We start from the raw sequence: 14,064 nt of genomic DNA, 5'->3' as shown, positions 1-14,064 counted from the left end.
TTTTAATATCATACTACAATTTTTAATCATTTTTTCTTTATAATTTTTTACTGTTATTTTAGCTGCCCACCCAAGATTTTTTTTAAATTTACAGTTTATTTACCGCCCAATATAAGACATATAGTGTGTAAATTTTATAATAAATTTGAATTATCAAATAAAAAAATAATACGATAAATAATTATTAAGAGTATTTATGATAAATGCAAGTACAATTAATGGATAAAACAAAATGATAATAAATGAAGAATTAAAGCAACAAATATTAAACAGATTTAAAAATAAAAAGATTGCGGTTTTATATGGCGGACAAAATGAAGAAAGAGAAGTTTCATTAAGAAGCGGACAGAATGTTTTCAAAGCATTAAGCAGTTTTGATGAACTTAAAGATAATTGTATTTTAATTGATGTTCAGGATTCTTATGAATTAGTAAAAACTTTGAAAGAAGAAAAAGTTGAATATTGTTATAATATATTACATGGTACTTCAGGAGAAGACGGAACTATTCAAGGACTTTTAGAAAGCCTTAATATTAAATATACAGGCGAAAATATATTGGTTAGTGCAGTTTGTATGAATAAAGTTTATACAAAAAGAATTTGGAAATCTTCAAATGTATCTACTTGTGACTTTATACTTCTTGAAGACATTAAAGAAATTAGCGAAAGCGGTGTAAAAGATTCAAATACATCTTTTAATTTCCCAGTTATATTAAAGCCTATATCAAGCGGTTCAAGTGTTGGAGTATCATTAATAAAAAATAAAAATGAATTTGACAATGTATACAGCAAATTAGAAGATATAAAAAATTATTTCTTAGAGCCTTATATAAAGGGTAAAGAAATTACAGTTGGTTTAGTAAAAGAAGAAAACGGCATTTATGTATTTCCTATATTGGGAATTAATCCTAAAAATGAAATATATGATTATGATGCTAAGTATACACCGGGAAAAACTGAAATGGAAATGCCTGCTAAACTTTCAAAAGAGGTAGAAAATAAAGTAATAGAAACTTGTAAGAAAGCATATACAGTTTTAGGCTGTGCAGGACTTTCAAGAATAGATGCCATAATAGGTGAGGATAATGAAGTATATTTGATGGAAGTTAATACACAAGGCGGTATGACAGATACTTCAGATATACCAGAAATGGCAAAGCATATCAAAATGGAATTTAAATATCTTGTGTTATATATTTTAAGTCTCCTTAAATAATATCTTTTTAAAAAAGCAGCTTTATTTTTTTGAAAATAGAGCTGCTTATTTTTTTATATACATAAACAATTATATTTGTGTCAAAAATTGTTTTTTATTTTTATTATTTGTTGTGACTAGCCACGCACCTTAGTTCTTTTTGTAACCAAAATAACCATATTCTCGATAAACTCGGATACACTTCGCGAATGGCTATATTTTAGCTTAAATCAATAATTCATATTACGTATAAAATAAAATTAGTATGATTTAATGCTGATTTTACACTTGCACTTTTTGGTTCTTTGATGAAGTCCTCAGAGCGTGTGCAGCAAAAAAGTTGCAAAAACGCAATTGCTAGAACTTTATATTAAATATAGGATATAACATAATTTAGACCATAAATGCAGGCTTTTTGGTTCTTTGTGCCAACAAAAGAACTGGGGTATGGGGCAAAGCCCCAGATATCAAAACAAAACTTATTTTATTTTTTCTTTTACAATACCGCTTCTGTATGCATCTAAAAGTTCAAGCAAATCATTTATACGTTTTGAAATATCTTTTCCTATATCAGTTTCTCCTACAGTAATTCTAGTTATGAAACGTTCTACTATTATAGATTTAGGACTTAGTCTAAAACCGGATTCTACAACTTCAGCAAATGGTCTATGTTCTGCTATAAGCATCATATTTGAATTTGATATTAAAGTATATCCTCCAATTCCAGTGCTTTTATGATAAGCCTTTGAAAGACCTCCGTCTATAACTAAAAGTATTCCTCCTCCTTTTATAGGACTTTCTCCTTTATGAGTTTTTACTGGAACATGTCCATTAACAATATGAGATTTATCAATATCTAAATCAAATTCTTTTAATATATTCTGACAGTATTCTTTATTGTCTATATGATAGTAGTATGGATTATAATTTTCTTTATGAGTTTCTTTATCCTCTATAAAGTACCTTTCAAAAGTAGTCATCTTATTTTTACCAAATAGCGGAGATTTAGGGCCGCACCATAAATACCAGCAATAGTCAAGAGCATTTAATTGTTCTTCGCTTCCTGCTTCACAATAGAACGCTTTTCTTACTTTATCTTCTACTTGATTTAAATATTTTTTTCCTGATAAATATTGACCGTCTATATAAACATCATCGAAGGTTCCGTCATCTTTTGTAGGTATGCATCCATGATATAGAAGATTGCCGTTAAATATTTTATATATTCCTCCTTTGGCATATATATAATTTACATGCTTTTGAAGTGTTGGACTATTTACGAATGAAAATGCCAAAGTTTGTATTAATGTATTTTCTCCATCACTTAATTCAAAAGGATTGTTTTTATCTATTGTAGGGAAATTTTTATCTTTAAGCTCATAAGTTTTTCCATTTATAGTGATTGTTCCATTATCATAATTTATTTTATCAAGTAATATTCTATCGTCCATGCTATAATTAGGGTGTCTTTTTATAAGCTGGCATTCTAATTTGAATTGTATTATTGATATAGCCTTATGCATTTTAGCAGCCAAATCTTTATCAACTTCATCATAAATGTTTTTGTCTAATGTATTAGGTTTGAATACTTCACAAGGATCATCTTTATAAACATCATTAGCAAATGAAGATAATGACCTTAAATTTATTCCGTAGCTATATTCAAGTAAGTCAAAATTATTATACCTTATAGCCAAACGCACAGCATTAGCCACGCATATTAAACTTCCTTTAGCAGCACCAAGCCAATGTATATCATGATTACCCCAAGCAATATCAACCTCATTAAAAGTCATTATGCTTTCCATAACTTTATCAGGGTGAGGGCCTCTGTCGTAAATATCTCCTACTATATGAAGCCTATCAACACTGCATTGACGTATTAGCTGACATAATGCTATTATAAATTTATCTGCGGCAGATATTTCTATAATTGAGTTTATTATAGAAAAATAGTAATTCTCTTTATTTTCTTCAGAATCAGTTTGAAGAAGCTCATCTAATATATATGCAAAATTGGCAGGCATTTTCTTTCTAATTTTTGACCTTGTATATTTGCTTGTAACGAGTTTGCATATTCTTATAAGTCTGTATATGCTGATACGGCACCAATCAGCAAAATCATTTTCATTTGATTTTTTTTTATTTATTAAGTTTTTTGTATCTACTATTAATATTTGAAGTTCAACTCTTTCATGTTCAGGCAAAGTGTTTTTAAACAGCAATTCTATTTTTTCTCTAATAACCCCAGAAGAAGTGCCAAGTAAATATTCAAAACCATCAGATTCTCCATGTATATCGCTTAAGAAGTATTCAGTACCTTTTGGAAGTTTGGAAATGGCTTTTAAATTGATTATTTCTACAGAAGCATCATCTATTGTAGGGTATTTTTTTGACAATAATTCTAAATAATCTCTATCTCTCATAAACAACTCCTAAAATACTATATAATAAGTAGTATATAAAAAATATATTCAAAATCTATTCAAAATCTATTAAATTAATTAAAATAAATTAAATAAAATTATTGACAAAAAATTATATTATTATATAATAACATAAAACTTTCCGGGATGTAGCGCAATTGGTTAGCGCACCTGCTTTGGGAGCAGGGGGCTATGAGTTCGAGTCTCGTCATCCCGAATGCGCTAGTAGCTCAATTGGATAGAGCAACTGCCTTCTAAGCAGTAGGTTACAGGTTCGATTCCTGTCTGGCGCGTATAAGGGCTTAATTAAGCTCTTTTTTATTATTAAAAACGGCGAATGTAGCTCAGTTGGTTAGAGCGCCAGATTGTGGATCTGGATGTCGCGGGTTCAAGTCCCGTCTTTCGCCCTTCTTCTTTTTATTCCAATTACATATACTAGATACTATCTTGATATTTCCTTATATTAGTATACCATATTATATTAGTATATAATATGGAGGGCATTGGTATGAGAAAAATGAAAAGATTATTATTGATAGCTGCAGCATTATTAATAACTAATATTAGTGTATTTGCAGCAAGCGGTTTTGAAGCTATTGTTAATGTGCCTTTAGGTTTATCTGTTGGAATACCTACTAGAACTTATGAAGCTATTGAGCCTAAAAGTTCACCAGGATTTGATTCTGGAGTAACAGCACAGCTTGGCTATATGATAGGTATTGGTAAAATAGGCATAAGTATTTTAGGCGAACTCGGATATAGTTATGATAGTTATAGATATTATTATAGTGAAGAATTAGTAAACTTTGCTAAAGTAAAAACTACAACAAGTTTATATACTCATAGTTTTCAAATAGGGTTGCTTCCTAAAATAAATATAGGTCAATTTGCTATAGGTGTAGGTGCCGGAGTAAAAATACCAGTGTCAGGATATACTACTTATAAACTAGAAGGTTCAGTAGCAGGAGTTGAGGGAAGTTCTTCTTCTGAAAAAATAGAATTTAAAAGAAAAGATATAGAAAAAATGGATAGAAATGTTATACCATATATGAAGGTTACTTTTGATTATTCATTCTTCTTTGGAAATAAAATGGCTCTTAATGTAGGTGCATATTTGGGATACGATTTTGGACTTGCTGAAAAAAGTACTATAGACAATGAATATACAGGTGTTGATAGTTTTGATATAGGATTACAGTTAGGTTTAAGATTTGCTCCTAAACTATAAACTTAAATAAATTTAAAAGTGAAAGAATCTATCAATAAATATTGGTAGATTCTTTTTTATATGACAATATCTGTTCTATATTGTTATATAAATATAGAATAAAATTTATTAAAGGAGAATATATGAAAAAAATAAAAAGAATATTTATAGTTATTTGTGCATTAGCTGTAACTAATATTAGTGTATTTGCAGCAAGTGGTTTTGAAGCTATAGTTAATGTTCCTTTAGGATTATCTTTTGGTGTTCCTGAGGGACTTTATGAATCATTGACTCCTAAAAGTGCAGTAGGTTTTGATTCAGGAGTAACAGCACAGCTTGGCTATATGATAGGGCTTGGAAAAATAGGAATAAGTATTTTAGGCGAACTTGGATATAGTTATGACAGTTATAGAGTTTATTATACAGGAAAAGTATATAATGGCTTTGAAGGTAAGATGACAACAGGATTACATACTCATAGTTTCCAAATAGGTTTGCTTCCTAAAATAAATATAGGTTCGTTTGCTATAGGTGTAGGTACCGGAGTAAAAATACCTGTATCAGCATACTCTACATCAAAAATAGATTATTCTATACCAATAATTGGTGATGGAACTATTAACTCTGGAGAAGTGAAATTAAATAGAGATGATATAGAAAATTATGATAGAAATGTTATACCTTATCTTAAAGTTACATTTGATTATTCATTCTTCTTTAATAATAAAATGGCTTTTAATATAGGGGCATATTTAGGCGGAGATTTTGGATTGGCAAATAAAAATCCTGCAAATGATAAATATATTGGTGTGAATAGCTTTGATATAGGTTTGCAGTTAGGATTTAGATTTGCTCCTAAATTATAAAAAATATTTTGTAAATTAACTTGATTTTATTGTATACATTTACTATATTTATAACAATAAATATTAATTATGAAAATGTTAATAATAAAAACAATTATTTTACTTTGAAATAAAGGCAAATATATAAAATTTACAGTTTTATAAAGATTTAAATCTAATTGTAAACTCTTTTACATAATTGCCGAGAATAGAAAATAATATATAATATCAGCGTCTGTGGCTCAATTGGATAGAGCAGCGGATTTCGGTTCCGTCGGTTGGGGGTTCGATTCCTCTCAGACGCGTTATAAAATTTGATTATTTAGTTAAATATGTTAGAATTATCATATTAATTTTTATAAAATAAGGGCTTTAAAAAGGGAATGAAGGAAAAAAATTTAAGAAAATTTAATTTCATTATATTGATATTATTTCCTATAATACTCTTAATTTTTTCAGTTACTTATAACATTTATAGTGTTGGTACAAGTAATCGTATTAAAAAAGAATTGGAGAATTTTACAAATTCACTTTCTTTAAGAATGGAAAGTAAGTATATGGATATGATGACTCTTTATTTTAAAGATGAATTAAATAACTATGCCATAGCTAATGAATTTACTAACCTAGTTAAAGAACAAGTAAGATTAGGTGTTACTCCGCATTTTAACTCTTTGAAATTTTCTATAGATTATACAATGAAAACTAATATAAGAAATACAACTTATGCTTTATTGTTTATATCTATATTAATGTTTATATTAACTTTAATACTCAATTTTACAAATAATAATTTTTCATCAGCTAATAATGGAAAAACTATTGTTGCTGAGCCTGTGGCTGAAAAGGTCCCCGCAGAAAAACCTAAACCTATAAATAACGTTTTGAATACATCTTCAGCTGAAAGTATAAAAGCTGAAAGTATAAAAGCTGAAATAGAGGCTATGTATAAGGAACTTGTAAAAGAAATAAAAAATTCCCGGGACGATCAGGCATTGGAAATATTGGAGAAAATGTTCCAATTAGATGACAGAAATTATTTAGCTTTGAATGGTGCGGGGATACTTCATACTAAAATATACAGCAGAGATAATAAAGAAGATCATTTCAAAAAAGCTGATAAATATTTTGAATATGCATTATCTTTATACAATCATAATGAAAATGTATCAAATAATAAAGCTATATTATATTCTATCAAGTATGAGTTTAAAAAGTTAGAAGATGATTATGAAACTGCTTTAATAATATTTAATGATGCTTTATCTGCTAATCATTTAGATACTGAACTGCTTAACAATAGAGCTACTTTATATTCTGTAAAATATAAAATAAGCGGTGATGAAAATCTATTTGAAAGAGCATTGAATGATTATGATGAACTTATAAAAATGGATTTCAATAATATCTATGCTTTAAACAATAGAAGTGCTATTTACTTCAATAAATATAAAAATTCCGGAGATAAAAAATATTTCGACAAATCTATAGAAGATTGTAATACTGCTTTCAAAATAAATTCTTCTGAAGCTTTATATGATAATAGAGGCTCTTTATATATTTATAAATTCTAATTTCTATTTTTTTAATCCCAAATGATTTTTTCTGTACTCTTTTTCTAAGTTGTACATATTTATATTTTTAAATTGATCTGCTCTGTATATTTGGCTTATATTATCTTTTTTATTTATTATAAAATAATTATAAAGATTGGCATCATCAATACTCATAAGTGTTACATCATGAGTTGATAGTATTAATTGAGATGTTTCTCTTTCTATATCATTAAAGGCATTGTTTCTAAATAGTTTTACTGTAAACTCTAAAAGTTCAGATTGTATGCCGTTAAATTCATCTACTATTGATAAGGTTCCGTTTATAATAGAAGTTAATATATAAATAAGATTAATAGCATAAACTTTACTTCCTTCAGATTCAATTTCATCAAAATCATTGCTATAAGAATCATGCCTTGAAACTAATCTCTTATTATCCAATATAAAAGAAAATTCATTTACTCCAATACCATCTACAATATTTAAATCATCAATATCAATCATAGAAAGAAGTCTTTTATACATATCCCAAAGATTATATTTACTGAAATATTCAAATGCGTCAACTATAGCATAAGATGAAAAGTCGGCTTCATTTGTGAAAGGAAATAAAAAACATAAATTTTTAAATAATGATATATAATAATTAATTTCTTCTCTGTACTTATCTGCATTGCTTTCAGTACTATTATTAAAGAAGCTTAAAAAAGTATTTGTATCAGGTACATCAATATCATAATCAAATATTCCATTTGTTACAATATTTTTATTTCTTTCAAATATTACAGTATTATCTTTGCATAGTTTCTCTAAATATATAGATTGATTATTATTGTCTAATATTAATTCATAAGTATAAATTACATATTCATCATAAGAATAGAATTCCAAAAAGAATCTGGTATTTTCATTTTTACCGTAAATCATATTAGGATCTAAAAGTCTTTTTATACTGTCATCACTAGATACAATATATCCATTATTAGAATAGAAAATATATTTTAAGGCATTAAGCAAATTACTCTTACCGCATCCATTATAGCCATACAAAATACATAATTTAGATATATATTCTTTATCATTTATTTTTTTAGTATAAATGCTCTCACTTGAGGCAGTTAAATCCAAAGTCATTTCATTATAGAATGACCTATAGTTTGAAATAGTAAATTTTCTTAGCATAGTTTATCATTGTTTTTATTTTCTTTATATTATAATAATAACAAAAAAATCATTAATAGTAAAGCATTTATGAAAATATAATAATCAGTTTTTATTTATGCTTTTTTATAAAAAATATATTATTTTGCTTATATATAAACTTATAATCTCTAATATTTTTTGTTAATAGTGTAGGATTTATTTTAATCAATTAATTAATATAAATTAAAAAGGTTTATGATTATGGAAAATATAGAAAATAAACAGTCACAAATAGAAAAAATTATTGAAGAATATGATAATAAATTGAAAGATAAAAATAGAGAGATAGAAAAATTAAATGATGAATTAAACAGAATATCAACTAACAATTATAATTCAGGCATTCCAAATGTTATATCGAATAGGGGAGATGAAAGCGATGATTTTTCATTTCCACATAAATGGGCATTAACTTGTAAAAGAATGGAGAACTCTATTTATCTTGAGCCTATATTACAATTTTATAGAGGCGTTTTTAATTCTTTTAATTATTTTGTAGAGAAGCAAAAAGAATGTGAAGATAATGAAAAAGTAAATAATGCATACGATTTTTTTATGAGCCAATTTGAAAGAGCGGGCGGACTTAAAAACTTAATAGTTAATGTTACTTATAATGCCTTAGTTTACGGCTTTTGTTTTTTTACTCCTAAATTAGAAGTCTTGCCTGCTAGGGCTTATGGATTTAAAGGAAGACTTGACGGTTTAAAAGGATTTAAATATTATGATCCTTCTTCAATATACAGATTCAATTTTGATGAACATGACAGCGATGAAATAAAAAGTATAAGCATCATAAAAAGACATAAAGAAATTTTTAATGGCTCATTCAATTATGATGAAGCAAGTATTATAGATATAGATTTTGATTTAGCTTTAGCAGGTTATGCTAGTTATGGAAGCATTGAAGGCGACATTATAGGAAAGCCTTTTTTATACAGTGCATATTCACTTTGGCAGATTTTAGAATCTATGGATAATAGTTTCAACCGCAATTTAAAAAATATAGGTGAGCATAGTTTTAATTTTATAGCAAACACCGAGCTTAATGATTCGAAGCGTAAGGAGGCAGAACGTGAGATAAGAAATTTTATAAATAACGGCGGCGGAATTTTTATTTCCAAGTACGGCAAAATAGAAAAAATAGAAAGTATTGATGCTAATGAATGGTATAATTTTAGAGACAGCATGCTTTCAGCCTTATTCAAAAATAAAGGTGTAGATATTAAAGCACTTGGTCTAAACAAAGGAGCTACTAAATCATTAGCGGAACTTACTCAAGACAATGCACTTCTTATGGCAAGCGATATAGTATCAGGTATAATCAATTATATAAATAATAGTTTTATTAAAAGATATTTTGATTTGAATTTTAAAAGTTTAAGGCTGTCAGGACAATGCGATTATTTCAGGATTACGCATTCTATAATTAATAAATCAGAATAAAAATCATAAATAAAAAATTTTGACAATTTGATTGAATGTAAGTATAATAAAAACATGAATAAAGATGATATAATTGAAAATATAAAGAATAAAATTATCACCATAGATAATATAAATAGAATTAATGACTGTTATATTCGTTATCTATTTTCAGATATTGGAAGTGAGAAAATAGTTTTAAATTTTATTAATTCAGTTATGAAAAATATGAATATGAAAACTTTTTCTAAAGTTGAAATATTAAATCCTTTTAATTTAAGTAAGTATATAAATTCAAAAGAATCCATAATGGATATAAAGTGTATAACAGAGAATGGTGAAGCTGTAATTATAGAAATACAATTACAAGGAAATGAATCTTTTATAAAAAGAGTTTTGTATTATTGGGCTAGCAGTTATAGTGTAAGATTAAATAAAAATGATAGATATAATAAATTAACACCTGTTATAAGTATTAATATTTTAAATTTCAAATTAGTTAAAGACATTGATTATATTCATACTTGCTATGTTTTGAAAGAAATTAAATATAATAAAATTCTTACAGAAGATTGTCAGATTCATTTTATAGAGCTTCCAAAATTTCAATCAAATAATTATAGTGATTTGCAAAAAGAATTTTCATCTTGGTTAAAATTTTTTAAAGGAGAGGATATGTCTGTATTATTAAAAGAAAATACTATATTTGAAGAAGTGAAAGAGAAATCAGAATCATTTATTCATAATGATCCATTAATAGACACTTATAGAAAAAAAGAAATAGATGAATATTTTCACCAAGAAATGATGAATATAGAATTAAGTAAGGCAGAAGAAGCAGGTATAAAAAAAGGTATAGAACAAGGTGAAAGAAACAAAGCAATATTGATAGCTGAAAAATTAAAAAAATCAGGACTTGATAATACATTCATAAGTGAATCTACAGGATTAAGTTTAGAAGAAATAGAAAAGTTATAATTTTTAGTAAATAATAGAAATATTAATAAAAGGCTTGGTATTAATTTACTGAGCCTTTTTTATTTTGTAATAACTTATAATCACTTATATTTTTTGCTATAGATATAGAGATAATAAATAATCTCTTCTTGATTAGAACATTAAATTAAATAATGTTAGGTACTAAACAGCACATATTTTTAGTTTTGTTATTGACAAGTATTACCGTGCAAAAATCTGATACGCTGAGTAGATTTATATATATTTTATATAACTTGCGTTTTTTGCAACTTTTTTATGCGTCAAAAAAGTTGATAAAATATTTATATAGGAGCTAGTATGCTAAAGAAAAAATATAAAATTTTAGGAGATAGTTTCAAGCAATATATACCGCTTTCAAAAAATACTTTTGCTGAAACTAAAACTAATAAAATCACAGAGAAAAATATTGATGAGCTGATAAAATCATTTGAAAAAAAGAGCATAGAAATATTTGTCTATAAGGGGCATAAAGAAGATGAGGAAAGAGAGGCTATTGGAAAAGTTATAAGTTTAGAAAAATACAATGAGGCAATAGGGCTTTATGCTGTTATAGAATGGTTTGATGACAGCATAACAGAGAAAAAATCTTTTTATCCTTCTATTGAGATGGTTGGAAAAAAATCTTATGAAGATAATGATTTTATTTATTGGGAGAATTGTGAAATCAAAGCTGTTGCTGCTGTAGAATATCCTGCAAGCCGTAATGTTGATTTGCTTTGTGCTAGTGCAATTATCAGTAATGAAGAAAATATTAATGGAGAGTATATGCAAAAATTAAAAACAATATTAGAAAAATTAATTAGCGAAGAAAAAGAAATTCAAAAAGAGGCTAGAAATGAATTTGTTTATTTGTTTAAAAATGATGAAGAGATTCAAAATATTATTATTGATATGATAGTGAAGAAATTAAAAGAAGATAATTCAAAAGATAAATCAAGTAATGCATATAAACAAAATTTAAATAATTCAGATAACAGCAATAAAGAATTAAATCTATCAGCTATAACTTACGGAGATTGGTGCAATGAGTATGCAGAAAGTCAAAATGCTGTGAGATGTTCTTCAAAATCAGAAAGCTCTACATTTATAAAGGCAAGAAAACTTTTTAAAGCAGGATTAAGCAAAGAAGAAATAATGTCAATAGTAAGAAATGATTTAGTGCCTATCGGAGTAGGATGCGGAGAGAAGATAAACTTATCAGCATTAAGCGAAGAAAACAAATACAGCGAGATAGCAAAACTTTTTAAATGATAATTATAAATATTAAAGTGTGACATACATTATACATTGCTTTACACATTTGATGTAATAAAAAGTAATCAGAGAGTTATTATTAAAAAAGGTTGGCGAACATTGTATATAGCAAGTGTTCACATTAATTAAAAATGGTGAGCCGACCAAATAGTCACCATTACAGGTGGCATAACAATAATAAACGAGCCGAAGCAGCCAGCAAATTTATTTGCTGGCTTTTAATAGCGTAGGCGAGTATAACAATAATAGGAGTCTATAGTGGCACAAGGTTCTATAATAAAAGCTGGTATTCATAGCGATGAAGCTAATTTACCAAAAAGAGGATTTCCTGTATCAATAAAAGATGATAATGGGAAAGGAGTTTTTTCACTTTATAGTGAAGGTTCAGTATTTATAGGAGTTGCTTTGGAAGATGCATTCTCTTATAAAGAATTTGGATTAAAGCCAAATACAATATCAGTATGCTATGAAGGAATAGTAAATGCAGTTGTAGCTGAAAGTGTTATAGCTGGCGATATTGTAACGGCATCAGATAAAGGATTCAAAAAATCATTAGACGGACATGGAGTAGGAGTAGTTATAAGAGGCGGAAGCAACTATGCAGAGATACTTTTAAAAAGTTTGTAATATTAATTTCTTATAATTTATTAAATATAGTTTTTACTCTCCTGTATATAAATAACTATATTTTATTAATTTTTTATTGTTCTTTTTCCCGCCGCAAAAAGAACCAAAAAGTGCAAATATAAAATTAGAATTTATTATATTGAGTATTTTATATTCATAGCTAATTATTATTTTTATATGAAAATAAGTCTTTTTGTTTCTTGCTGTATGTGGGATGTGCCTGCGGCGTGTATAATCAAAATTTTATTTATAAAAGGATTCAAATATGAGTATGCCTAATTTACAAAATATACAAAATAAACTTTTTCCAATAATCAATAAAGAAATGCCTAGATATATGGGGCAGACTAATTTTGTTAGTAAATATATACCTGAAATTTTTGTCGGTGTTTCTCAAGGAGCCATTGGAGGCGATTTAGATAATACGGCTTTCAATTTAAAAAATATGTACGGCGGTACTTCATTAGGAGATTTAAATATTTTCAATGAGTATCCTAAACATGAGGCAAGAGTTTTTAAAATGGAGCCTGAAGAATATTATATTGGAATAGATATTAACAGAATAGAAGAAATCAATGAGCTTTATGCAAGAGATGAGAAAAAAGCAGGAGAAGAAATTTTAAATTATATTGCACAAAAACTTGTTTCAAGACTTGGACTTTTAAGAGAAAGAAATTTAGCGGCAAAAGTTACAGATGCGGAACTTTACGGAAGCACAAACACCGTGGATTTAACTGCTAAACCAATAAGCACTTGGACAGAGGCTGATATTGATAATTTCTTTTCTTCATTTATAGATTTAGCAAAATATTTGAATTATGCTGTAGGCGGAAATTTATTTAATGATAAAATGGAGCTTCAGGATAATGGACAGAAACTTTATATAGTTATACCAATAGATGTATATATAAAACTTCAAGGCTTATTCAGATTATTTTCTAATTATATATCAATGATAGAAAATGATGCCAACGGAAAATATAAAGCATTCAGACCGGATATTTTTAATGCAGTAACAAGCGGAATTACTGTTGTAGGAACTGCATTCAGAGTTGCTGACGATCATGAAGTTGATCAAAAGTATCAATTAGAAAATCTTACAGATATATGGACAGGCTCATCAATTTATATGTTTACAACTTCATCTAATGTATTAGATATGGCTTCAATAAAAGAGGTAGTATATTTAAATCATGATATAAGAGAGGTTGATATATTAGGCAATAATTTGTGGAGAACAAGAACAAAGAGATGCACAGTAGCTTCTAACCCTTACGGCTTCTGCAAAATAGATTTGAGCTTGTCTTAATTTAAATCAAGTATATATACT

11 protein-coding genes and 4 tRNA genes are annotated in these 14,064 nt (G+C 27.2%); 13 read left to right on the top strand and 2 right to left on the bottom strand.

Features of this window, described 5'->3' with window-relative positions:
* Positions 1 to 232: 232 nt before the first annotated feature.
* Complete coding sequence (locus R4K56_RS01870; RefSeq protein ID WP_335771590.1) at positions 233 to 1,216, top strand: D-alanine--D-alanine ligase family protein; 984 nt, start codon at positions 233 to 235, stop codon at positions 1,214 to 1,216.
* A 458-nt stretch (positions 1,217 to 1,674) separates the two neighbouring features.
* On the opposite strand, the gene R4K56_RS01865 is transcribed toward R4K56_RS01870, so the two are convergent.
* Positions 1,675 to 3,621 carry a fructose-1,6-bisphosphatase gene (locus R4K56_RS01865; RefSeq protein WP_335771589.1) on the bottom strand — a complete coding sequence of 649 codons (1,947 nt, stop codon included), beginning with the start codon at positions 3,619 to 3,621 and terminating at the stop codon, positions 1,675 to 1,677.
* 143 nt (positions 3,622 to 3,764) lie between these two features.
* Between R4K56_RS01865 and R4K56_RS01860 the strand changes: the two genes are divergently transcribed.
* From R4K56_RS01860 to R4K56_RS01830, 7 genes are all read left to right on the top strand, one after another.
* Positions 3,765 to 3,838, top strand: a tRNA-Pro gene (locus R4K56_RS01860).
* 2 nt (positions 3,839 to 3,840) lie between these two features.
* Positions 3,841 to 3,914, top strand: a tRNA-Arg gene (locus tag R4K56_RS01855).
* A 39-nt stretch (positions 3,915 to 3,953) separates the two neighbouring features.
* Positions 3,954 to 4,029, top strand: a tRNA-His gene (locus tag R4K56_RS01850).
* A 109-nt stretch (positions 4,030 to 4,138) separates the two neighbouring features.
* Positions 4,139 to 4,849: a hypothetical protein gene (locus tag R4K56_RS01845; protein WP_418233749.1), complete on the top strand. Its 711-nt coding sequence runs from the start codon at positions 4,139 to 4,141 to the stop codon at positions 4,847 to 4,849.
* Positions 4,850 to 4,971: 122 nt separating this feature from the next.
* A complete protein-coding gene (locus tag R4K56_RS01840) occupies positions 4,972 to 5,694 on the top strand; it encodes a hypothetical protein (protein WP_335771587.1) in 723 nt (240 codons plus the stop codon).
* 210 nt (positions 5,695 to 5,904) lie between these two features.
* Positions 5,905 to 5,978, top strand: a tRNA-Arg gene (locus R4K56_RS01835).
* Positions 5,979 to 6,056: 78 nt separating this feature from the next.
* Positions 6,057 to 7,247: a tetratricopeptide repeat protein gene (locus R4K56_RS01830; RefSeq protein ID WP_335758322.1), complete on the top strand. Its 1,191-nt coding sequence runs from the start codon at positions 6,057 to 6,059 to the stop codon at positions 7,245 to 7,247.
* Positions 7,248 to 7,250: 3 nt separating this feature from the next.
* Here R4K56_RS01830 and R4K56_RS01825 read toward each other — a convergent pair whose 3' ends face one another.
* A complete protein-coding gene (locus tag R4K56_RS01825; protein WP_335771586.1) occupies positions 7,251 to 8,411 on the bottom strand; it encodes an AAA family ATPase in 1,161 nt (386 codons plus the stop codon).
* Positions 8,412 to 8,633: 222 nt separating this feature from the next.
* On the opposite strand from R4K56_RS01825, the gene R4K56_RS01820 reads away from it, so the two are divergent.
* The 5 genes from R4K56_RS01820 to R4K56_RS01800 all read left to right on the top strand — a co-directional run bounded on the left by R4K56_RS01820 (position 8,634) and on the right by R4K56_RS01800 (position 14,043).
* Positions 8,634 to 9,875 carry a phage capsid protein gene (locus R4K56_RS01820; RefSeq protein WP_335771585.1) on the top strand — a complete coding sequence of 414 codons (1,242 nt, stop codon included), beginning with the start codon at positions 8,634 to 8,636 and terminating at the stop codon, positions 9,873 to 9,875.
* A gap of 54 nt (positions 9,876 to 9,929) precedes the next feature.
* Positions 9,930 to 10,832, top strand: a complete 903-nt coding sequence (locus tag R4K56_RS01815) for an Rpn family recombination-promoting nuclease/putative transposase (protein ID WP_335771584.1) — start codon at positions 9,930 to 9,932, stop codon at positions 10,830 to 10,832.
* A 318-nt stretch (positions 10,833 to 11,150) separates the two neighbouring features.
* Entirely contained in the window at positions 11,151 to 12,104 is a 954-nt protein-coding gene (locus tag R4K56_RS01810; RefSeq protein WP_335771583.1) for a phage capsid protein, read from the top strand.
* 261 nt (positions 12,105 to 12,365) lie between these two features.
* Positions 12,366 to 12,734 carry a phage capsid protein gene (locus tag R4K56_RS01805; RefSeq protein WP_335758316.1) on the top strand — a complete coding sequence of 123 codons (369 nt, stop codon included), beginning with the start codon at positions 12,366 to 12,368 and terminating at the stop codon, positions 12,732 to 12,734.
* A 265-nt stretch (positions 12,735 to 12,999) separates the two neighbouring features.
* Positions 13,000 to 14,043 (top strand): phage capsid protein, encoded by a 1,044-nt coding sequence (locus R4K56_RS01800; RefSeq protein WP_335771582.1) that lies wholly within the window; start codon positions 13,000 to 13,002, stop codon positions 14,041 to 14,043.
* Positions 14,044 to 14,064 lie beyond the last annotated feature (21 nt).

The sequence above is a fragment of the Brachyspira pulli genome, assembly GCF_036997785.1.
Lineage (GTDB): Bacteria > Spirochaetota > Brachyspiria > Brachyspirales > Brachyspiraceae > Brachyspira > Brachyspira pulli.
Note: the sequence above shows the minus strand (reverse complement) of the source record. Positions and strands in the feature narration are given on the sequence as shown.

Excerpts from the sequence above, each read along its gene's own strand:
- R4K56_RS01870 (WP_335771590.1), top strand. The coding sequence starts at position 233 with ATGATAATAAATGAAGAATTAAAGCAACAAATATTAAACAGATTTAAA.
- R4K56_RS01865 (WP_335771589.1), bottom strand. The coding sequence starts at position 3,621 with ATGAGAGATAGAGATTATTTAGAATTATTGTCAAAAAAATACCCTACA.
- R4K56_RS01845 (WP_418233749.1), top strand. The coding sequence starts at position 4,139 with ATGAAAAGATTATTATTGATAGCTGCAGCATTATTAATAACTAATATT.
- R4K56_RS01840 (WP_335771587.1), top strand. The coding sequence starts at position 4,972 with ATGAAAAAAATAAAAAGAATATTTATAGTTATTTGTGCATTAGCTGTA.
- R4K56_RS01830 (WP_335758322.1), top strand. The coding sequence starts at position 6,057 with ATGAAGGAAAAAAATTTAAGAAAATTTAATTTCATTATATTGATATTA.
- R4K56_RS01825 (WP_335771586.1), bottom strand. The coding sequence starts at position 8,411 with ATGCTAAGAAAATTTACTATTTCAAACTATAGGTCATTCTATAATGAA.
- R4K56_RS01820 (WP_335771585.1), top strand. The coding sequence starts at position 8,634 with ATGGAAAATATAGAAAATAAACAGTCACAAATAGAAAAAATTATTGAA.
- R4K56_RS01815 (WP_335771584.1), top strand. The coding sequence starts at position 9,930 with ATGAATAAAGATGATATAATTGAAAATATAAAGAATAAAATTATCACC.
- R4K56_RS01810 (WP_335771583.1), top strand. The coding sequence starts at position 11,151 with ATGCTAAAGAAAAAATATAAAATTTTAGGAGATAGTTTCAAGCAATAT.
- R4K56_RS01800 (WP_335771582.1), top strand. The coding sequence starts at position 13,000 with ATGAGTATGCCTAATTTACAAAATATACAAAATAAACTTTTTCCAATA.